Source organism: Enterobacter sp. R4-368, assembly GCF_000410515.1.
Taxonomy (GTDB): Bacteria; Pseudomonadota; Gammaproteobacteria; order Enterobacterales; family Enterobacteriaceae; genus Kosakonia.
The window spans coordinates 4999219-5021098 of sequence record NC_021500.1 but is presented as its reverse complement, the minus strand read 5'-3'; the positions used below and the strand labels follow the sequence as shown (position 1 = coordinate 5021098).

The 21880-nt window shown below is 54.9% G+C and carries 21 protein-coding genes; 4 read left to right on the top strand and 17 right to left on the bottom strand.

What is annotated here, in order from left to right; all coding sequences use genetic code 11:
* Positions 1-21: 21 nt before the first annotated feature.
* The 8 genes from H650_RS23435 to lolC all read right to left on the bottom strand — a co-directional run bounded on the left by H650_RS23435 (position 22) and on the right by lolC (position 7867).
* Entirely contained in the window at positions 22-1368 is a 1347-nt protein-coding gene (locus H650_RS23435) for a sensor histidine kinase (RefSeq protein WP_020457479.1), read from the bottom strand.
* Complete coding sequence (locus tag H650_RS23430) at positions 1337-2023, bottom strand: response regulator transcription factor (RefSeq protein WP_020457478.1); 687 nt, start codon at positions 2021-2023, stop codon at positions 1337-1339. Before H650_RS23430 ends, H650_RS23435 begins: the two co-directional genes overlap by 32 nt.
* The gene (locus tag H650_RS23425) at positions 2023-2784 is read right to left on the bottom strand and encodes a MipA/OmpV family protein (RefSeq protein ID WP_020457477.1); all 762 of its coding nucleotides are present in this window, start codon (positions 2782-2784) and stop codon (positions 2023-2025) included. Before H650_RS23425 ends, H650_RS23430 begins: the two co-directional genes overlap by 1 nt.
* 162 nt (positions 2785-2946) lie before the next feature.
* Positions 2947-3768: a Sir2 family NAD+-dependent deacetylase gene (gene cobB, locus H650_RS23420; RefSeq protein ID WP_020457476.1), complete on the bottom strand. Its 822-nt coding sequence runs from the start codon at positions 3766-3768 to the stop codon at positions 2947-2949.
* 14 nt (positions 3769-3782) lie between these two features.
* Positions 3783-4694 (bottom strand): N-acetylglucosamine kinase, encoded by a 912-nt coding sequence (nagK, locus tag H650_RS23415; RefSeq protein ID WP_020457475.1) that lies wholly within the window; start codon positions 4692-4694, stop codon positions 3783-3785.
* A gap of 35 nt (positions 4695-4729) precedes the next feature.
* Positions 4730-5974 carry a lipoprotein-releasing ABC transporter permease subunit LolE gene (gene lolE / locus H650_RS23410; RefSeq protein WP_020457474.1) on the bottom strand — a complete coding sequence of 415 codons (1245 nt, stop codon included), beginning with the start codon at positions 5972-5974 and terminating at the stop codon, positions 4730-4732.
* Positions 5974-6675, bottom strand: coding sequence for a lipoprotein-releasing ABC transporter ATP-binding protein LolD (gene lolD, locus H650_RS23405; RefSeq protein WP_020457473.1), 702 nt, complete (start codon positions 6673-6675; stop codon positions 5974-5976). Before lolD ends, lolE begins: the two co-directional genes overlap by 1 nt.
* Positions 6668-7867: a lipoprotein-releasing ABC transporter permease subunit LolC gene (gene lolC, locus H650_RS23400; RefSeq protein ID WP_020457472.1), complete on the bottom strand. Its 1200-nt coding sequence runs from the start codon at positions 7865-7867 to the stop codon at positions 6668-6670. The genes lolD and lolC overlap by 8 nt, the downstream gene beginning before the upstream one ends.
* Before the next feature lie 293 nt (positions 7868-8160).
* Here lolC and H650_RS23395 point away from each other — a divergent pair, with 293 nt between their 5' ends.
* The 3 genes from H650_RS23395 (at position 8161) to ldtC (ending at position 13916) form a co-directional block, all read left to right on the top strand.
* Positions 8161-9234, top strand: coding sequence for an acyltransferase family protein (locus tag H650_RS23395; protein ID WP_020457471.1), 1074 nt, complete (start codon positions 8161-8163; stop codon positions 9232-9234).
* 113 nt (positions 9235-9347) lie between these two features.
* Entirely contained in the window at positions 9348-12794 is a 3447-nt protein-coding gene (mfd, locus tag H650_RS23390) for a transcription-repair coupling factor (protein ID WP_020457470.1), read from the top strand.
* 159 nt (positions 12795-12953) lie between these two features.
* Positions 12954-13916, top strand: a complete 963-nt coding sequence (gene ldtC, locus H650_RS23385) for a L,D-transpeptidase LdtC (RefSeq protein WP_020457469.1) — start codon at positions 12954-12956, stop codon at positions 13914-13916.
* A gap of 77 nt (positions 13917-13993) precedes the next feature.
* On the opposite strand, the gene bhsA is transcribed toward ldtC, so the two are convergent.
* Complete coding sequence (bhsA, locus tag H650_RS23380; RefSeq protein WP_020457468.1) at positions 13994-14251, bottom strand: multiple stress resistance protein BhsA; 258 nt, start codon at positions 14249-14251, stop codon at positions 13994-13996.
* 244 nt (positions 14252-14495) lie between these two features.
* On the opposite strand from bhsA, the gene H650_RS23375 reads away from it, so the two are divergent.
* On the top strand, positions 14496-15131 hold the full coding sequence (locus H650_RS23375) for a TetR/AcrR family transcriptional regulator (RefSeq protein WP_020457467.1): 636 nt from the start codon (positions 14496-14498) through the stop codon (positions 15129-15131).
* Between the two features lie 522 nt (positions 15132-15653).
* Here H650_RS23375 and H650_RS23370 read toward each other — a convergent pair.
* The 8 genes from H650_RS23370 to hinT form a co-directional block, all read right to left on the bottom strand.
* Complete coding sequence (locus H650_RS23370; RefSeq protein ID WP_020457466.1) at positions 15654-16193, bottom strand: glycine zipper 2TM domain-containing protein; 540 nt, start codon at positions 16191-16193, stop codon at positions 15654-15656.
* 195 nt (positions 16194-16388) lie between these two features.
* Positions 16389-17693 carry an NAD(P)/FAD-dependent oxidoreductase gene (locus H650_RS23365; protein ID WP_044489625.1) on the bottom strand — a complete coding sequence of 435 codons (1305 nt, stop codon included), beginning with the start codon at positions 17691-17693 and terminating at the stop codon, positions 16389-16391.
* 259 nt (positions 17694-17952) lie between these two features.
* Positions 17953-18495: an alpha/beta hydrolase YcfP gene (gene ycfP, locus H650_RS23360; RefSeq protein ID WP_020457464.1), complete on the bottom strand. Its 543-nt coding sequence runs from the start codon at positions 18493-18495 to the stop codon at positions 17953-17955.
* Between the two features lie 36 nt (positions 18496-18531).
* Complete coding sequence (gene nagZ, locus H650_RS23355; protein WP_044489624.1) at positions 18532-19557, bottom strand: beta-N-acetylhexosaminidase; 1026 nt, start codon at positions 19555-19557, stop codon at positions 18532-18534.
* A gap of 2 nt (positions 19558-19559) precedes the next feature.
* Entirely contained in the window at positions 19560-20384 is an 825-nt protein-coding gene (gene thiK / locus H650_RS23350; protein WP_020457462.1) for a thiamine kinase, read from the bottom strand.
* The gene (gene lpoB / locus H650_RS23345) at positions 20365-21024 is read right to left on the bottom strand and encodes a penicillin-binding protein activator LpoB (RefSeq protein WP_020457461.1); all 660 of its coding nucleotides are present in this window, start codon (positions 21022-21024) and stop codon (positions 20365-20367) included. The genes thiK and lpoB overlap by 20 nt, the downstream gene beginning before the upstream one ends.
* A 10-nt stretch (positions 21025-21034) precedes the next feature.
* On the bottom strand, positions 21035-21409 hold the full coding sequence (locus H650_RS23340; protein ID WP_020457460.1) for a YcfL family putative periplasmic lipoprotein: 375 nt from the start codon (positions 21407-21409) through the stop codon (positions 21035-21037).
* 1 nt (position 21410) lies between these two features.
* The gene (hinT, locus tag H650_RS23335; protein WP_020457459.1) at positions 21411-21770 is read right to left on the bottom strand and encodes a purine nucleoside phosphoramidase; all 360 of its coding nucleotides are present in this window, start codon (positions 21768-21770) and stop codon (positions 21411-21413) included.
* Positions 21771-21880 lie beyond the last annotated feature (110 nt).

Here is a 21880-nt window from a genome sequence, read left to right as displayed (position 1 = left end):
CGCTTTCGTCGACCGGGTCGCTCACCCGGTCGACACCGCCAGAAGCAACCCCGGTCTGGCATTTTCCGCCTGCAACGTCCAGCCGTGCGCCAGCGCAATTTCATGGCAAATCGCCAGCCCCAGCCCAGCTCCGCTATCGCGTCGATGCGCGCCGCGCCAGAAGCGCGAAAACAGCAACGGCAATTCGTCTTCCGCCACGCCCGGCCCGACATCGCGTACCGTAAACCCATTTTCACTGACGGCAATATGCACGGGCGTACCGGGCGGCGCGTGCTGGATAGCGTTCTCGATCAGGTTCTTAAGCAGGGTGAATAACGCCCCGCGATCGGCGCGCCAGCGCAGCGGATCGTCTGCCGTTGATAAGGTCAACGAAACCTGCGCATCTGAAGCGATACGCTGAAGAAACTGCACGCAATCGCGGGCAATCGCATGGACATCAACCTGAGCAAACTGGTAGCTCAGTGGTTCGCTGGCCTCAGCCAGCAGTAATAACTGCTGAACCTGACGCGCCAGATGTTCGACCTGCAACAACAGCGGCTCACGGGCCTCCTCCGTGGCCTCCATCATTTCTACTTCTGCACGAATCAGCGTCAGCGGTGTTTTTAACTCATGCGCCGCTTTCGCCAGAAAATCCTGCTGATTACGATACCCCTTCTCCAGTCGCGCCAGCGCCTGGTTGAAGCTGTCAATCAGCGGGGAGATCTCTGTCGGTACACCGCGTGTTTGCAGACGCGCATCCAGCGAGCGCGGCGAGATTAGCGCCGCCTCCGTCGACACATTGCGCAGCGGCTTGAGGGAATATTTCAGCGTCACCCACGCACAAAGCCCGAAGACCACCAGCAGCACCAGGCTGAACAACTCGATACCAAAGCGGATAAACGGTAAGGCAAAACCGCGATGCAGAAAATCGATAATCCGCGAGCTGGCAGCCATCTGGATCCACCAGGTTTTGCCTGCAAGAACATACGGTTCGGTCGCACCATCGTAAATCATGCCGTTAAGCGTGAATTTAAACTCTCGTGATACTCGCGGTGCAAGCGTCGGCCAGTGCTGCGCGCCAGGCGACATCAGCACGACTCGCCCTTCGCCATCCAGCACGCGATAAGCCACATCATCGGTGATGCTTTGGTAGATCCACAGTGGAAATTGGTCGCCGTTATTGAACCCGGTCGGCTGCCCGCGCGCGTCAAACTGCAAGTCCTGAGCCAGCCGGTGGGTGTAGTCAGAAAGATCCATCCCCGGTAAGCGCTCTTTCACCACCCGGCCAGACAGCACCAGCAACGCAATACTCAGCAGCGCCCCGGCGACAAACGCCAGCAGGATCTTCAGCGCAAGGCTATTCAGCCAACGTTTTTTCCCGGATGGCATAGCCTAATCCCCTGAGGTTAACAATCTGCAGGCGCGAACCAATCGCCGTTAACTTACGCCTTAACCGGTGCAGCGCGACGTCGAGCGCGTTCGGCGTCACCGCATCGCTTAAACCCCATCCGGCGGCTTCCATCCGGCTACGGCGCACTACGCCGCCCTGCTTTCCCACCAGCGCTAACATGATTTGCAGCTCAGCAGGTGCCAGCGCAATGTGCTGTTCGCCACACTGCATAATGCTGGCTTCCGGCGAAAGGATTAAATCGCCCCACGCCGGTTGCAGCGGCTGGCTTTGCACCGGACGGCGCAACAGGGCACGCACGCGCGCCACCAGTTCCTCCATGGCAAACGGCTTGGCGAGATAGTCATCCGCGCCCGCCTCCAGCCCTTCGACGCGATCGTGCAGCGCATCGCGGGCGGTGAGGACCAAACACGGGATCGCGACCTGCGCCTGGCGCAGGCGATGCAATAGCTGGATACCGTCGCCATCGGGCAAACCGCGATCGAGCACCAGCCCCTGATAAGAGACCTGTGCTATCGCCGCCCAGGCCGCATCGCCGCGCCCGACAATATCCACAGCGATGCCCGCCGCTGCCAGCCCTTTGGCAATCAGGCGCGCCAGGTGGTCGTGATCTTCAATCAGTAATATTCGGCTCATCAGAAATAGTACAGATAACTTATTAAGATGCGGTTTTCGTTAGTCCTGTTCACCAGCGGGCTGTCCTTAATTTCCGCCGCCAGCAGCGTCATTTCCACGTCAACCATCAGCGTGTGATGTTCATTGAATGTGTACAGGCTGCGTACGCCCATTTCGGTGTTAATCGAGGCATCTGCACGGTATGCAGGCCGCCACGGACGTGCTTCGCTGCGGCGCACGCCGTAGTAGTAATCGACATAGCTGCTGTTATAACGACTGACGACCAGCCGCGGCGTCAACGTAAATTGCTCACTCAGATGCCAGCGCTTTTCTGCGCCCAGGCGTAAACGCTGCCCGCGACTGTTATCGGAAAGATCGTGAGTCCAGTCGGTAAACAGATCCACCACCGGGTTTTGCCACCCGATGCCCGCTCCGCCCCAGAATCCCCCTTTGCGCTTGTCCATCCCTTTCAGGATATCGGCATCATCGGACGAATAACCTGCGCCATCGTAACGGGCTATTAGACCGATATTGAGCTGTTGGGTTTCACTCAGATGTAGCGCGGGCAATTTGACTTCAGCCGCCGTGCCTGAAAAGCGGAAATAACGGTTTTCATAATGAAGAATCGGGATCGGGGTGTACTGACGGCCACTATCCTGGTAAGGCTTTTGCGTGCTAATGACGCCGACGCCAACTCCCCAAACCGGCGGTTCATCGGCCCGGGCGGCAAAAACAACAGACATAAGACTGGCTGCGACAACACAACGTGGCACAACACCCATGATGATGCTCCTGTTAGCGGTGGAAACGCTATCATCAGGGGCGTTGTCTTACGGGGAACTTACCAGGGATTTTCACAATAGTCACACGCTGGCGCGTGGCGAACAGGTCAGTAAAAAGCGCTAAACCGCCATCCCCTTAGCTAAAAAGGATGGCGGTGATGGTTAAAGCTTTTTCAGCAGCTTTTCAACGTATTCCGGCACGACCTGGCTTGCCAGCCCATAGTGTTTCTCTTCAAACTCGCTGCCAACCTGGCTCGGTTCGAGATTCAGCTCTACGGTGTGCGCGCCCTGCAGTTTCGCTTCATGCACAAACCCGGCAGCCGGATAAACATGCCCGGAGGTGCCAATCGCGATAAACACATCCGCCATTGCCAGCGCGCTGTAAATCTCGTCCATCCCCAGCGGCATTTCGCCAAACCACACCACATGCGGGCGCAGCGGTGCCGGGAACTGGCAGCAGTGGCATTTGTCATCGTGCGTGACATCGCCCGTCCACGCCAGCACCTGCCCGCTTTGCGAACAGCGCACTTTCAGCAGCTCGCCGTGCATATGGATAATGTTTTTATTGCCCGCGCGTTCGTGCAGGTTGTCGATGTTTTGCGTGATCAGCAAAAAGCGATCGCCCAGCGCCTGCTCGAGCTTCGCCAGCGCCAGATGCGCGGCATTCGGCACAATCTCCGGCAGTTGCAGCTGCCTGCGCCGATCGTTATAGAAGGTTTGCACCAGTTGCGGGTTGCGGGCGAAGCCTTCCGGTGTCGCCACGTCTTCAACATGATGCTCTTCCCACAGCCCGTCTGCTGCGCGGAAGGTACGAATACCGGATTCAGCGGAAATGCCCGCTCCCGTCAGAACGACGACTCTTGGTTTTTCCATTACGCCTGGCACCATTGTGTCTCTGAAAAAAATTCGCTGACGCAGGCGCTCGCGCAAACGGCGCTTGTTACGGCGAAAACGGCTGAGACGATGTGAACGTCGCGATTGCATAGCATCCTCTCAGATTAGTCAGTGAGGTGAAGAAAGGCCGCGCCGCGCATCCCGCCCGCATCGCCATGGCGCGCGCGTTCGATACGTGGTACATCGCCTGCCGGTAACAGATGCGGCGCAATTCGCGCTGGCAACAGCCGGGTCAGCGCGCTGAAATTTGATAAACCGCCGCCAATTACCAGCAGATCCGGGTCGACAATGGTCAGAATATTACCCAGACACACCGCCAGCAAATCCACATAACGTTCCACATGCGCCAGCGCCTTCGCCTCGCCCTGTTCCCAGCGCGTAATGATTTCCGGCGCTGACAAGGATTGATGATAGAAGTGTCGGTACAGCCAGGCAAAACCGCGCCCGGAGAGATAGTTTTCAATACAACCGATCTTTCCGCAGCCGCATCGGGTAAGCGGGAAATCAAAACCCATCAGCCCCAGCGCATCCACCGGCAGGCGGATATGACCGAACTCACCGGTGATAAAGCGACGGCCAGAGATGGATTTGCCATTCACCACCAGCCCACCGCCAACGCCAGTGCCGAGGATTAACCCCATCACCAGCGGATACTGGCGGAATTCGTCATCCCAGGCTTCGGAGAGCGTAAAGCAGTTGGCGTCGTTGTCGATACGCACATTGCGCTCAAGCAACGCAGTAAGGTCGGCGCGCAGCGGTTGACCGCTGGCGGCGGGGAGATTAGCGGCATACAGCGTGCCGTCGGCGGTTTCCGGCATGCCGGGAATACCGACGCCGACGCTGCCTTTGACACCGAAATGCGCATCCGCTTCGGCAACCAGATCGGCAATGGCGCGCAGAAACGTCTGATAGCTGTCGTGCGGGGTGGCGACGCGCTTTTCCCACTGTAAGCGCCGGTTGGCGTCAAAGACGCCCAACGCGATTTTACTGCCGCCGATATCAAATCCGTAATTCATTGCCACTCCTTCGTTGTGGCCCGTTCCACGCGGAATTACTGCCCGCTCAGCACTCGTGCAGGATCAATATTGCTCGCCCGGCGCGCCGGATACCAGCTTGCCAGCAGGCTTAGCGCCAGCGCCGTCACCAGCACATAGACGACATCCAGCGGGTGCAGCTCCGATGGCAGGAAATCAATAAAGTAGATATCTCCCGACAGGAACTGATGGCCGATCAACTTTTCAATCACGTTAATGATTGGCGTTAATTGCAATGATACGACAACGCCGATCACCACACCGCTGATGCTGCCAAGCAGGCCTGCCAGCAGACCGTACCAGACGAAAATGGCGCGGATAAGCCCATCTTTCGCCCCGAGCGTACGCAGCACGGCAATATCACCACTCTTGTCTTTTACCGCCATGACCAGCGTCGAGACAATGTTAAAACAGGCCACGCCAATCACTAAGACCATCGCCAGATACATTATGGCGCGGATCATCTGAATGTCGCGATACATGTAGCCGTACTTACCAATCCAGCTTTTGATATAGACGTAGCTGTTGGTCACTTCCCCTGCGTCGCGCACCAGTTTATTGGCGTTAAACACATCATTTACCTTGATGTCGATGCCGGTGACGCTGCCGCCCATATCCAGATATTGCTGCGCGTCCTGCATCGGGATCATCGCATAGCTGTGATCAAGCTGGCCGCTCAGTTGCAGAATGCCCGTGACATGCAAACGCACGCGTTTGGGTTGCAGCAGTTTATGCGCGTCATCGGAGTTGGGGATCATGATGGAAACCCAGTCGCCCTGCTTCACTTTTAGCGCATCGGCCACGCCTTTACCCAGAATGATCTGTTGCTCACCGGCACGGAAATTTTGCCAGGCGTCGCCCTGCACAAATTTCGGCAAGGCGCTAAGCTGCGTTTCCTGCGCCGGGTCAACGCCTTTCACCTGAATCGCGCGCAGGTTGGCACCGCTTTCCACCAGCCCGGTAAAATTAATATAGGGCGCAGCGGCAGCAATGCCCGGCACTTTTTTCACTTTTTCCAGCGCTGTGTCCCAGTTCGTCCACGGCTGATTCACCGGCTCGATTTCACCGTGCGGCACCACCGCCAGAATGCGGTTGTTCAGTTCACGTTCGAAACCGTTCATCGCGCTTAAACCAACAATCAGCACCGCCACGCCCAGTGCGATGCCAACGGTGGAGATCACCGAAATCAGCGACACCATGCCGCCACGACGGCGACCACGGCTAAAACGCAGCGCAATCAGTAAAGAGAGGGGTGAGGCCATTACTCGGCCCCCATCAGGGTGACTTCAGTATTCAGGCGACCATCGCGCATTTCTAACTGGCGATTCATACGCTTCGCCAGTTGTAAATCATGTGTCACCACGAGGAAAGCCGTGCCCTGCATTTTGTTCAGTTCGCCCAGCAGTTCGAAAATGCTGTCCGCGTTACGCGCATCGAGGTTCCCTGTCGGTTCATCTGCCAGCACCAGGCGCGGATTGTTGACCAGCGCGCGGGCAATCGCCACACGCTGGCGTTCGCCGCCGGAAAGCTCGGAAGGACGGTGGCTGGAGCGATGTTCAAGCCCAACCGCGCGCAGCATTTCCCGGGCACGCTCATTAATTTCCGCTGGTTTCTTTTTGCCAATCAACAGCGGCATTGCCACGTTTTCCAGCGCGGTGAAGTCCGGCAACAAATGATGGAACTGGTAGATAAAGCCTAATTCCCGGTTACGCAGCTCCGCTTTGGCGGTCGAGGTAAGTTTGCTCATCGGCTGGTCACGGAAAATTACATCGCCAGAGGTTGGCGTATCCAGCCCGCCTAACAGGTGCAACAGCGTACTTTTACCGGAGCCGGAGCTGCCGACAATCGCCATTAACTCCCCTTCCGCCATGCTAAAGCTGACATCATGCAGTACGTCGGTTTGCACACTGCCTTCCTGATAGCGTTTGCACAGGTTGTCGCATTGCAACAGGATCTTATTCATAACGTAAAGCCTCAGCGGGTTGAGTGGCGGCGGCGCGCCAGGAAGGATAAAGCGTAGAGAGCAGCGCGATGGCCATCGCCACCAGCGCAATACCAATCACCTGCAGCGGTTCAATCGCCACCGGCAGGGCTGCGCCATCAAGGAAGGCACCAATAATCGGCATCAGGTTATTTAACTGGCTAGCGAGCAGTGCGCCCAGCCCGGCACCCAGCAATGCGCCAATAATCCCGGCGCTGGCTCCCTGCACCATAAACACGGCCATGATTTGACGTGGGGTTAAGCCCTGGGTTTGTAAAATCGCTACCTCGCCCTGCTTTTCCATCACCATCAGACCCAGCGAGGTAATAATGTTGAATGCCGCAACGGCGATGATCAGGCTCAGCAGCAGCCCCATCATGTTTTTTTCCATCCGCACGGCCTGGAACAGCTCGCCTTTACGATCGCGCCAGTCTTGCCATTTGGTGCCTTCCGGCAATGTTTGCTGGCTGAGCACATCGACTTTCAGCGGCTCATTCAACCATAAACGCCAGCCGGTGATATTCCCCGCCGGGTAGCGCATCAGGCGTGAAGCGTCATCAATATTGACCAGCATCTGGTATTCGTCGACTTCACTGTTCGCCGCAAATGTACCCACCACGGTGAACAGACGCTGGCTCGGCAAACGGCCCATCGGCGTAAACTGGCTGGCAGAGGGCACCATCACGCGAATTTGATCGCCACGGTTCACGCCCAACTGACCGGCCAGTTGCTCACCGAGGATAATGTTGTATTTGCCCGCTTGCAGATCGCTTTGTTTGACATTCACCAGATATGGCGTCAGCGGATCGTTTTGCGCCGGATCGATGCCCATCATCACCCCCACCGCCACGCTGCGCGCGCTCTGGAGCACTACATCGCCAGTGGTGAGCGGCGCAATTCGCGTCACGCCCTGTAATTTGATTTGGCTTGCCGGCAGCTGCGCTGGATTCAGTGAGCCGTTTTGCGTGGTAAGAGTGGCCTGTGGCATCAGCCCCAGAATGTTGTTTTGCAGCTCGCGCTCAAAGCCATTCATCACCGATAACACCGTTACCAGCGCCATAACACCGAGGGTGATGCCAATGGTTGACAGCCAGGAGACAAAGCGGCCGAAGCGGTCCGCTGCGCGCCCGCGCATATAGCGCAGGCCTATGAAAAGAGTGACAGGCTGGTACATGAAATCCGTCTGGTTGCTGATAGCAGAGTGAGGAGTATATAAGCGAAAGCACAGAGCGTAAATGAGTGAAACGGTAAGTATTCGTCAGACAGATAAGGAAAAATTCCGTGAAATCAAACCAATAAACAACCGCCAGCCAGTTTGCATTTCCGTTTGTTTGTACGGCTGTTGACCGCAAACGCCCTCTCGCCTTAATCCGAAAATGAATAAATACAGACACTTCCCCAATACATCCCTCTCCCGTCTGCCCAGGATCAACGACCAGGATTTTGGCAAAACAGGCAACAGTGTTAATGAAACAGAAAACATTATGGATTAATCAAATCAAGGGGTTATGTATTTGTCTGGTTGTGGTTTATCACTCCGTCATCACGTTTTACCCGCACCTGTCCACTTTCCAGCATCCGTGGTCGCAAACGCTCACTAAATGCTGGATTTATTTCAACCTTTACCTCGCGCCGTTTCGTATGCCGGTGTTCTTTTTTATCTCCGGCTATCTCATTCGCCGATATATCGACGATGTGCCGTGGAAAGAAACGCTCGATAAGCGTATCTGGAGCATCGTCTATGTGCTGGCGCTGTGGGGCCTCCTGCAATGGGCTGGGTTACGCCAGATAAATGACTGGCTCGCGCCGCAGCGCGATCTGAGTGATGCCGCCAACGCGGCTTACGCGGAGAACTGGCGTGAGTTCGCACAGGGCATGCTCACCGCCAGTACCAGCTTGTGGTATCTCTATGCGCTGGTGGTCTATTTCACGCTTTGTAAGCTGCTCAGTAACTGGAAAGTGCCACTATTAGCGCTAATGATCCTGGCAAGCCTGGCGATTAATTACCTGCCACTGCCGTGGTGGGGGATGAACAGCGTGGTGCGTAATATGATTTTCTATTCGCTCGGCGCCTGGTATGGAGCAAGCGTAATGGAGTGGGTCAAAACCGTGTCGCTCCGCCGCTACGGATTACTGTTTGCGCTGGCGGCCGTGGTGGCTTTCGGGCTGTGGATGTTGAATATGCCACTGCCGCTGTGCCTGCTTTCTATTGTGGGCATTATGCGTTTGTTCCAGATGCTGGAGCAGCGTTTTCCCCCCAACGAAAAGAGCCTGCTGAACGTGGTCGGCTCCAATACGCTGGCGATTTATACCACTCACCGCATTCTGATTGAGGCCATCAGCCTTGCGCTGCTCAAACCGATGAACGCGGGCGCATGGCCGCAAACGGTCGAACTGGCGCTGCTGTTAGTCTATCCGTTCGCCACGTTGCTGATTTGTACGCTGGCTGGACTGATGGTGAGAAAATTGTCGTCGGCGCTGTTCGCCGATCTCTTTTTCACGCCACCGACGAAACATCTCACGGCGGTGCAAGCGCGTTAATCCTGCGCGTCGTATTGGCTAAACCCGCTTAATCACAGATAATAATGGTATTGCGTATCAGGGATATGCCCCCATAACGGGGGGTATATCCATAACGAGATCTTGATATCCCCATGCCTGAACAATACCGTTATTCCCTGCCTGTCAAAGCAGGCGACCAGCGCCAGTTTGGCGAACTGACAGGTGCTGCCTGCGCCACCGAAGTTGCGGAAATCATTGAGCGCCATCCTGGCCCGGTTGTGCTGATTGCGCCGGATATGCAAAACGCGCTGCGCTTGCAGGATGAGATTGGGCAGTTTACCGATAACCTGGTCATGAACCTCGCCGACTGGGAAACGCTGCCGTATGACAGCTTCTCACCACATCAGGAAATTATCTCTTCGCGCCTGTCGACCTTATATCAGCTCCCCTCCATGCAGCGCGGCGTGCTGATTGTTCCGGTAAATACGCTGATGCAACGCGTTTGCCCGCATAGCTACCTGCATGGCCATGCACTGGTGATGAAAAAAGGGCAACGCTTGTCGCGCGATGAGCTGCGCAGCCAACTCGATAGCGCGGGTTATCGTCATGTTGATCAGGTTATGGAGCATGGGGAGTACGCCACACGCGGCGCGCTGCTTGATCTTTTTCCGATGGGCAGCGAGCAGCCTTTCCGCCTCGATTTTTTCGATGACGAAATCGACAGTTTGCGTCTTTTCGACGCCGATACCCAGCGAACGCTGGAAGAAGTCGAAGCAATTAACTTACTGCCCGCACACGAATTCCCGACCGATAAAAACGCCATTGAGCTGTTCCGCAGCCAGTGGCGCGATAAATTTGAGGTCAAACGCGACGCCGAGCATATTTACCAGCAAGTCAGCAAAGGTACGTTGCCTACCGGGATTGAGTACTGGCAACCGCTGTTTTTCAGCGAACCGCTGCCGCCGCTGTTCAGCTATTTCCCGGCAAACACCTTGCTGGTTAACACCGGCAATCTGGAAAGCAGCGCCGAACGCTTCCAGCAGGAGACGCAGGCGCGTTTTGAGAACCGCGGTGTTGACCCGATGCGCCCTTTACTGCCGCCGGAGACGCTGTGGCTTCGCGTTGATGAACTCTACAGCGAGCTGAAGAAATGGCCGCGCATCCAGTTAAAAACCGAACAACTGACCGACAAAGCCGCGCATGTTAACCTGGGTTACCGGTCATTGCCGGATCTGGCGGTACAGGCGCAGCAGAAATCACCGCTGGATAACCTGCGTAAGTTCCTCGAATCGTTCGCCGGGCCGGTGGTGTTCTCCGTCGAGAGTGAAGGTCGTCGCGAGGCGTTAATTGAGCTGCTGGCACGCATCAAAGTTGCGCCTAAGCGTATTATGCGTCTCGATGAAGCCGAAGCGCCTGGCACATACCTGATGATCGGTGCCGCAGAACACGGCTTTATCGATACGTTACGCAGCCGGGCGCTAATTTGTGAAAGCGATCTGCTCGGTGAGCGCGTCGCGCGTCGCCGCCAGGATACACGGCGCACCATCAACCCGGATACGTTGATCCGTAACCTGGCCGAACTGCATGATGGCCAGCCGGTGGTGCACCTGGAACACGGCGTGGGCCGTTATGCCGGAATGACCACGCTGGAAGCGGGCGGCATCAAAGGCGAATATCTGATGCTGACCTACGCCGGCGACGCCAAACTGTACGTGCCCGTCTCGTCGCTGCATTTAATCAGCCGCTATGCAGGCGGTGCGGAAGAGAACGCGCCACTGCATAAGCTGGGGAGCGATGCCTGGTCGCGCGCGCGGCAAAAAGCGGCGGAAAAAGTGCGCGATGTCGCCGCAGAACTGCTGGATATTTACGCGCAGCGCGCCGCCAAAGCGGGCTTCGCCTTTAAACATGACAAAGAGCAGTATCAACTTTTCTGCGACAGTTTCCCGTTTGAAACTACGCCGGATCAGGCGCAGGCTATTAACGCGGTGCTCAGCGATATGTGCCAGCCGCTGGCAATGGACCGGCTGGTGTGCGGCGATGTCGGCTTCGGTAAAACCGAAGTGGCGATGCGCGCCGCGTTTCTTGCGGTTGAAAACAATAAGCAGGTGGCGGTGCTGGTGCCAACCACCCTGCTCGCCCAACAGCATTTCGATAACTTCCGCGATCGCTTCGCCAACTGGCCGGTGCGCATCGAAATGCTTTCACGTTTTCGCAGCGCCAAAGAGCAGGCGCAGATCCTGGAGCAGGCCGCCGAAGGGAAAATCGATATTCTGATTGGCACACACAAGCTGCTGCAAAGCGATGTCAAACTGAAAGATCTCGGCCTGTTAATTGTCGATGAAGAGCACCGTTTCGGTGTGCGCCACAAAGAGCGTATTAAAGCGATGCGCGCCGATGTGGATATCCTGACGCTGACCGCCACGCCGATCCCCCGTACGCTGAATATGGCGATGAGCGGGATGCGCGATCTGTCGATTATCGCCACCCCGCCCGCGCGCCGCCTGGCGGTAAAAACCTTTGTACGCGAGTACGACAACCTGGTGGTTCGCGAGGCAATACTGCGCGAGATCCTGCGCGGTGGGCAGGTCTACTATCTCTACAATGATGTGGAAAATATCCAGAAAGCCGCCGACCGGCTGGCGGAACTGGTGCCGGAAGCGCGTATCGCCATCGGTCACGGCCAGATGCGTGAACGCGAGCTGGAGCGGGTGATGAATGATTTCCACCATCAACGTTTCAACGTGCTGGTGTGCACCACCATTATTGAAACCGGGATCGATATTCCGACCGCCAACACCATCATTATTGAACGCGCCGATCACTTCGGCCTTGCCCAGCTCCACCAGCTGCGCGGGCGAGTCGGGCGTTCGCACCACCAGGCCTACGCCTGGCTGCTGACGCCGCATCCCAAAGCGATGACTACCGATGCGCAAAAACGCCTGGAGGCCATCGCCTCGCTGGAAGATTTAGGCGCGGGCTTCGCGCTGGCAACACATGACCTGGAGATCCGCGGCGCGGGAGAACTGCTGGGCGAAGATCAGAGTGGTCAGATGGAAACCATCGGCTTTTCGCTCTATATGGAACTGCTGGAAAATGCGGTCGATGCGCTGAAAGCGGGCCGCGAGCCGTCGCTGGAAGATCTCACCAGCCAGCAAACCGAAGTGGAATTACGGATGCCGTCGCTGCTGCCGGATGACTTTATTCCTGACGTCAACACGCGCTTGTCATTCTATAAACGCATCGCCAGCGCTAAAGATGAGAATGCGCTGGAGGAGATTAAAGTTGAGCTGATTGACCGTTTCGGCCTGTTGCCGGATGCAGCGCGTAACCTGCTGGATATTGCCCGCTTGCGCCAGCAGGCGCAAAAACTGGGGATCCGCAAGCTGGAAGGCAACGAAAAAGGCGGCATGATTGAGTTCAACGCGAAAAATCATGTCAATCCGGCGTGGCTGATTGGCTTGCTGCAGAAACAACCGCAGCATTTCCGCCTCGATGGCCCAACGCGGCTGAAATTTATGCAGGATCTCAGCGAGCGCAAAGTGCGGATGGATTGGGTTCGTAACTTTATGCAGCAGCTCGCCGAAAACGCGGTAGCCTGAAAAAATGCGTTACGCCGGGTCGCATGGCCCGGCACCTTTACTTTCCTCAACATTTACAAATATTTTGCAATACTCCAGGATTTCCCTACACGCTGACCTACCATAATTCCATCACACAGCTTTATAGCAATAACCTTATGATTTACATGGATTATGGTAATGATAAAAATGTCGCGTTTCGTTCACTGGCTCGCGCTGCTGGCCGCCGCCACTGTCGCTCTCGCCCTCCCCGCACACGCTAACACCTGGCCTTTACCACCTTCCGGCAGTAACCTCGTTGGCGAGAACCGTTTTCATGTCGTGCAGAACGACGGCGGTTCACTGGAGGCGATTGCCAAGAAATACAATGTAGGATTTCTTGCGCTTTTGCAGGCCAATCCCGGTATCGATCCGTATGTCCCGCGCGCGGGCAGTGTACTGACCATTCCGCTGCAAACGCTGCTGCCCGATGTGCCACGCAAAGGCATTGTGATCAACCTCGCCGAACTGCGCCTCTATTACTATCCGCCGGGTAAAAACGAAGTCACAGTTTACCCGATCGGCATTGGCCAACTGGGTGGCGACACGCTGACGCCCACCATGGTCACCACGGTTTCCGATAAACGCGCGAACCCCACCTGGACACCGACCGCGAATATTCGTGCGCGCTATAAAGCGCAGGGAATAGATCTGCCAGCGGTGATGCCTGCCGGGCCGGATAACCCGATGGGCCACCATGCCATTCGCCTTGCCGCGTTTGGTGGCGTCTATTTGCTGCACGGTACTAACGCCGATTTCGGTATCGGTATGCGCGTTAGCTCCGGCTGCATTCGCCTACGGGATAAAGACATCTCTAACCTGTTCGCCCAGGTTTCCCCGGGTACGCCAGTGAATATCATCAATACACCTATCAAAGTGTCAGTTGAGCCTGATGGCAGACGGCTGGTGGAAGTGCATCAGCCGCTATCGAAATCGATTAACGATGACCCCAAAACATTACCCATCGTGCTGAACGCTGCGATGCAAGCGTTCAAAGATGATGCGCGCAGCGATGCAGCAGTGATGAGCCATGCGATGGAAGTACGTTCCGGGATGCCGGTCGATGTCACCCGCCACATTGAAAACGACCCGCAGGTGATGTAACTGCCCTGCTGGCGTAAAAAAAGGCCCTGCGATAATTCGCGGGGCCTTTTTTATCACCGTGGCGTAATGTGTTGCGCTTATTTGTAAAGAACAGCAGTGCCGTGCAGGTTGTCAGAGCCGGTTACTGAGGTGATGCGAAACGACTTTGCACCCATCTGTTCAGCTTTCTGAGCCAGTTGATCTTCTACGGAGGCAAGGTTGGAGTTCGCACGTACTCCAACGGTCGCCACTTCCTGCTGGCCTGTCGGAGCAGATTGCACTTCAACAGCAGCGAAACTGGCAAAAGAGAGAGAACTCAGTACAGCAGCAGTAAACAGCGCAGTGATATTTTTCATGATGTCATTCCTGGATGCAGATGAAGGATGCCGTTAAACATTTAATTAACGATCGATACACAAATCGTAGATGTGATCTGCATCAGGCGTCAATGGATTTTTATAACGATCATTAAACAAAATGAAATTTATTTAAAATTCATAACGATATGATTTATCGATATGTGCTAATTTGCTGCTGGTTATCTGTCGGGAATATTTTTATAATGGTCATTCAACAAACTAACAAAGGTTAGGCGGCGATATGACCAGTGAAGTCAGCAGTTGCACCAAAAAAAGCCGTGGCCGACCGAAAGTGTTCGACAGGGAAGCGGCGCTCGACAAAGCCATGACGCTATTTTGGCAACATGGTTACGAAGCCACATCATTATCCGATCTCGTCGAAGCGACCGGGGCGAAAGCGCCGACGCTGTATGCCGAGTTCACTAACAAAGAGGGGCTGTTTCGCGCCGTCCTCGATCGTTACATCACCCGTTTCGCGCGCCAGCACGAAGCGCAGTTGTTGTGCGAAGAAAAATCTGTGCAAAGCGCGCTGCGGGATTACTTCACCGCCGTGGCGAAGTGCTTTACCAGTACGGATACTCCCGCTGGGTGCTTTATGATCAATACCTCGGCGACGCTGGCGGCATCGTCACAGGCAATTGCGAACACCATAAAATCGCGACACGCACAGCAGGAAGAGGCGCTGCGTCAGTTTCTCACCGCTCGCCAGCTGCGCGGCGAAATTCCGCAGACGGTTGACACGCTCGCACTAGCGCAGTTTTTAGGATGTATCTTGCAGGGCATGTCGATCAGCGCGCGTGAAGGCGCGAGTTGTGAAAAACTGCTGCAAATCATTCAAACCACTCTGCGGCTGTGGCCGGATTTGATCAAAGCCTGAAAAAAAATGAGACGGGAAACCGTCTCATCTCGCCTCTGTGATTGAGATATCACATTTCAATAATAGGTAAAATCTATCAGCGTTTTCCCCCGCTTTGCTATTCTTAATTGTGATTATTGCGCGGCTAATGATTAGTCCGGATGATACAAATAATGAGCATCATGATGATGCAGCTATGTACTTGCTTTCCTTTGCTCTCACCCTAAGTGCTGTATTGAACGACTTCCGAGGATAAAGGGTATTTACCTGTACTTAACACATGCAGAAGGAAAATGGAGATGATTTTGCTATTACCATTCATTAAAGTGTTAATAGTAATAACATTATTATTTGGTCTGTGGGTTTTGCTGGGTGGTTCAGTACTGTTTGCATTTATTTCAATTGTGATAACAGGCCTGCTGCTGGTTCGCCAACACGACTTTATTTGACTGATTAAAGCCTTGCAGAAATGTAAGGCTTTTTTAATGAAAAAAGGCTCCTCAGCCTGAGCGATGAGGAGCCAACATGCAGAGTACTTCTGTTTTACGCTTTGTTATTCAAAACGAGTTGACCATTGCCATCCAGCGGAATTTGCGTACCGGGATCTTTATCCATACGGATTTTTCCCTGCTGGTCACCAATTTTATACGTCACGTCATAGCCGAGCATTTTTTCTGACTTGTCATACACAGTGCTGCAACGTTGCTGGGTCGTGGTGTAGGTATCCCTTTCTTGCATCCCACCCTGAATCTGATTACCGGCGTAACCGCCGCCTAATGCACCAACGACTGTGGCGACATCTTTACCGCGACCGCCACCAAACTGGTGCCCCAGCACGCCACCCGCTACCGCGCCGAGTACAGAACCGGTAATACGGTTTTCATCTTGTACGGGACGACGATGCGTCACTGTCACATTTCGACACTCCTGACGTGGCGTTTTAACCGTTTCCTTGATTGGCGTCGCAGAAACCACTTGCGCGTACTGAGGACCGCGCTCAAACACGTTCAGGCTGGCAACTGCGGCAACGCCCAGTGCAGCGGCCACGCCAATACCGATACCCGCTAACATTGATTTGTTCATCAGGATTCTCTCCCTGTTTGCTATTGGTAACAATTTTGCAACTTCGCAAGCAAGGAAGCCAATCAGAAAGAACGTAAAAAGAGGGATAGTGGGCAGGAAAATGACGACATTCAGAGTTATCCGAGCGGTTTGACGCCATCACTAGAGGGATATGCTGCTCCCCGGGCAGATAAAGCCGCAGGGAGCAGAACAACGTTAGTGCAATTTGAGACGCGGGCGGATCACCCGGTTAATGCTGCCGACCAGCATCATCAGGCCGGTTTTGAAATAACCATGCAGCGCGACCTGATGCATACGGTACAGCGAGATGTACACAAAGCGTGCAATACGGCCTTCAACCATCATCGAACCGCGCATCAGGTTGCCCATCAGGCTGCCAACGGTTGAGAAATTGGACAGGGAAACCAGTGAGCCATGATCTTTATAGACATACGGTTTCAGCGGCTTACCTTTGATCTGCGCCAGAATGTTATGCAAGGCAAGGCTTGCCATCTGGTGAGCGGCCTGCGCACGCGGCGGTACAAAGCCACCTTCCGGTCGGGCACACGACGCGCAATCGCCAATCGCGTAAATATCCGCATCGCGGGTGGTTTGCAATGTTGGTTCGACCACCAGCTGGTTAATACGGTTGGTTTCCAGACCGCCAATCTCTTTCATAAAGTCCGGCGCTTTGATACCCGCCGCCCACACCATCAGATCGGCGTTGATATATTCGCCCTCTTTCGTGTGCAGACCACCTTCATCGGCGCTGGTCACCATCGTTTGCGTCAGTACGCGCACGCCCATTTTGGTCAACTCGTTATGCGCAGCACCGGAAATCCGTGGCGGCAGCGCAGGCAGAATGCGTTCGCCGGCTTCCACCAGCGTCACGTTCAGCGCTTCGTTTGTCAGACCTTTATAACCATAACTGTGCAGTTGTTTCACCGCGTTGTGCAGCTCCGCAGAGAGTTCAACACCGGTTGCCCCGCCGCCAACAATCGCAATGTTGACTTTGCCGTTGGCGCCAAGGTTCGCTGAATATTTCAGGAACAGATTGAGCATTTCCTGGTGGAAGCGGCGCGCCTGGTGTGGGTTGTCGAGGAAAATGCAGTGCTCTTTCACGCCAGGCGTGTTGAAGTCGTTCGACGTGCTGCCGAGCGCCATCACCAGCGTGTCATAGGCCAGTTTACGTTCCGGAACCAGCAATTCGCCCTTCTCATCGCGCAGTTCAGCAAGCGTAATGGTTTTGTTTTCGCGATTAATATCAACGACAGAACCGAGCTGGAACTGAAAATGGTGATTACGCGCGTGCGCCAGGTAGCTCAGCGCATCAACCCCTTCATCCAGCGAACCCGTCGCTACTTCATGCAGCAACGGTTTCCACAAATGGCTGTGGTTACGATCGACAAGCGTAATTTTCGCTTTTTTGCCGCGGCCAAGCTTTTTACCTAACTGCGTCGCCAGTTCCAGACCACCAGCACCACCGCCTACAATCACAATTTTCTTCAATGGTGTAGTCAACGTGACCCCCTAAAATATTAACCAATTGTTAAGTAAAAGTTATAAAAATAGCCTTTATTTAACAACAAGTTACGCACTTACAACCTGATATTGACGCTGAGAATAACACGAACGGTTCAATGGTCATACCAAAATTGATATGCATCAAGTTTTGATGCTTAAAAGATGAGCAAGTGTAGTCGACAGGCAAAATAATGCCCGACGAAAGGCAGAAATAAAAATAACGCCGGCAGGTTAGAGAACCTGCCGGAATGGGGGATTAACCGAGGGTTTTGAAGGCTTTAATGCGCTGGAGATGCGGGGAGATATTCTTGAATTTATGCGACTGTTCTTCGTCCCAGACAATTTCGTAATAGGGGTGCAACTCCTCGGCTGAGCGCTGGCTGTTCAGTGCTTCGTCCTGGCGCGAGAGGATCACCAGGCAGCGATCGCGATTTTTCTCACGAAAGTTGGAAACGCATTTGGTGGCAATATCCTGGTACTCTTCCGGGCGATCAATTTTCCCTTCCATGTTCTCGTAAGGAAACAGGTTAGGATTGAGGATCACCTGACGGATATCGCACAGGAAACCAATGCGCTCTGCCCAGTAACCGCCAAGGCCGACACCGCAAATCAGTGGACGCTCGTCGATATTGAGCTGCAACATTTTATCCACTTCTTTCAGCAGATGCTGCATATCATGCTTCGGGTGCCGCGTACTGTAGCTAATCAGACGTACATCCGGATCAATAAACTGCAGCTGCAACACTTTTTCATGGTTGCCGGGGCTGTTTGAGTCAAAACCGTGTAAATAGATAATCATGGTATCCTCACCACTTCGACATCGCGTCCGCAGGAATTAACGGGCCTCTTTGTGCTCCTGCCAGCGCGCATGCAGCTGCTCCAGTTGGTTATGAGCCGCCTTCCAGCGCGCTAAACTCATCAACTCCTGACGAGAATATGAACCTTTATGATACAAATGCGTAACACGTTGTGCATTGATCGGCGACAGGTTATCCAACACGCTTACTGCGCCTTTACGATTATTACAGACCAGGATCATATCGCAACCGGCATCCAGCGATGCCTGGCCTCGTTCAGCGTAACTTCCCATGATAGCTGCGCCTTCCATTGACAAATCATCCGAAAAAATCACGCCGTCAAAACCCAGCTCGCCGCGTAATACGGTTTTCAGCCAATATGGCGAGCCGCTGGCCGGACGCGGATCGGCGTCAGGATAGATAACGTGCGCGGGCATAATCGCATCGAGTTTGTTTTGCTCAATCAGGTTGCGGAAAATCGTCATATCATGCGCGCGGATCTCGCCTTGTGGCCGCGGGTCGCGTGGTGTTTCTTTATGGGAATCGGCCGTAACCGCCCCGTGACCGGGAAAGTGTTTACCGGTGGTTTTCATCCCTGCGCTGTGCATCCCGTCGATAAAGCGCGTCGCCATAGCCAGCGCTTTCACCGGGTCTTCATGATACGAACGCTCGCCAATCGCCGCGCTGATATGCCCAATATCCAGCACCGGGGCAAAACTGATGTCGATATCCATGGCGATCATTTCGCTGGCCATTAGCCAACCCGCCTCCTGAGCCAGGCGTCCGCCCTCTTCCAGCCCATGCAAAGCAGCAAAAGATTGTGCGGCGGGTAAGCGAGTAAAGCCGTCGCGAAAACGCTGTACGCGCCCGCCTTCCTGATCGACCGCCACCACCAGACGATGATGCGAAGCGCTGCGGATCTGGCGCACCAGCTCCCGTAATTGCTCGGGATCGTGATAATTACGGGTAAAGAGGATCAGGCCACCAACCAGCGGGTGCGCCAGAATCTCGCGCTCTTCCGCATCCAGTTCGTACCCTTCCACATCCAACATCACTGGGCCCACATTTACCTCTCTTGTTCTTTTTTCGCTAGCTGACGCCATATTTCATTCGCCAGCGTAATAAATTGTTGATCGCCCGTTTGCTGCCAGCGGCACTCATACCAGCCAGACATCAGCATCAAAACCCACGGACGCCAGCGCCGGACCTGGCGCCACAGCAAAGCGTGATTAATGGCAGACTGATGCGCATAGCGATTCACCAGTTCCTGCCGCTCTGCCTCGTTTTTCGTCCATATCGCCGCCAATTCCAGCGCGACATCGCCATCGCCCGCATATTCCCAGTCGATCAGCCGCAACCCCCTGGCACTCTGCACCAGGTTTCCGGCGTGGACATCCATATGTAACGGTGCCAGCCGTAGCGGCACAGGCTCTTTTTGCTGGCGCAACTGCTTTAACTGGCGCAGCCAGAACGGCGTTCGCCGCGAACGCGCACTCTGCTGCCAGTAACCTTCAAGCAGCGGCAATAATGTTATCCGCCAGCCAAACAGCGGCTGGCGGTGTAAATCGTACAGTAACGGCACCAGCACACTGGCCTGCGGCAGCACAGCGCAGACCTCGCCGGGTAGATAATCGACCACCATCCACTCGCCGGTGAATAAGCGCGGGCGTGGAGCAATAGAAGCCGGTAAGCGGCGGAGTAAGCGATACTGACGCAGAAAAGGCGATGATGTCGCCTGGTGCCGTTTTCGCAGCACCAGCGTATGCCGTCCATCGCTAATAAGACAACTCCCGCCGCTGAGGCCGGTATTCTGGCTGGCGACGGGAGTATAGGTCGGAAAGTAGCGTGACAACACCTCGTCACGCGTCTGTTTATTGTTGCTGAACCGCACCTTTACCCGACCAGATAATTTCGCCGGTTTGTACCAGCATCAATTGCATTTGCAGCGCCGGTGCGTTGACATTCCCGGTCGCGTTGGAGTAGAGCACATACTGCGCCCCGACGTTACGGGCGATACCGATGGCTTTACTGCGTGTACCGAGGCTGTCCTGTGGAGAGAGCCCCAGCTGTTGCTTCGCGACCGCCAGTTGCTGCTCGGTAACAAGCGTAAATTTACCGTTATTCGCTAACGCGTTGCGCACCACACCCGTTGCTTCGCTCGTGTTAATGGAACCGTTGGTTCGGTTATTGACGCTATCCACTAACAGCACGCTGCCTGCGTTCGCGCCGCTGGCCTGCAACATTTTACCGACCATCGGCTGAACGGCGCCATTCCAGTCAAAATGACGCTCGCGCGGCGCGGGCTGCCCCGTTTGATCCTGGTGCTCAATTGGCCCCGGTTGCTGCTGCGGCAGCGTCGGGACAGAAGGCACTTCCGGCACCGGTTGTTGCGGCTGTACCGGCGTGGGTTGTTGCGGCGTGCCTGCACCACCCGCCTGATCAACCGGCGCGGGTTGCTGATCGCTAATACAACCCGCAAGCAGCACGGCCAGGGTTGTCAGTAGCGCGTAGCGTCCAATAGTTTTAATCAAGAGTCACCCCTTACAGGTAAAGATAAAGTCTGACGCTGTGCGCACCCAAATAGTTGGCGCTGCCATACACCGTCACGCCCGAATTTCCCGGGATCGTGACGGTTCGCGGCGCTTCCAGCGGGTGCATTTCCAGACCTCTGGCGTCATACCAGAAAAAACGATAATGCACGGTAACGGGCTGCTGTCGTTCATTAAACAACCGTGAAGACGCGGAAGGCTGGAGTTCCTGCGTACTTAACGTCGGCGGCTGCGCAATAATCCCGGAGGCCAGAATGCTCGATTCCATCACTAACGTCTGGTCGTCGGCGACCGGGATCGTAGGACGTGAACTGCACCCCATCAGTACCAGCGCTGCCAGCCATAACGCGACACGCCCGTTCGTCATATTAAAGACCTTTATGAGCCAGCATCGGCCCCAGTGCGCGCCCGCCGAGCAGGTGCATATGAATATGATAAACCTCCTGCCCGCCATGACGATTACAGTTCATGATCAAACGGTAACCGTCTTCAGCAATCCCTTCATCGCGAGCAATTTTCGCCGCAACCGTCACCATGCGCCCCAGCGCCTGCTCGTGCGCTTCGGTCACGTCGTTCACGGTTGGGATCAGAATGTTTGGCACAATCAGAACATGGGTTGGAGCTTGCGGAGAGATATCGCGAAAAGCGGTAACCAGTTCGTCCTGGTAAACAATATCCGAGGGAATTTCGCGGCGAATGATTTTACTGAAAATGGTTTCTTCGGCCATGACGTTTTCCTTTTATGTTCGCGGAGCCAGCCCGCAGCCGTCGTCAATTACGTGCCCTAGAGTATGATCGAGATTCTCTTGTTGTTTCAACCAAAACGCTGTTTTTCTTT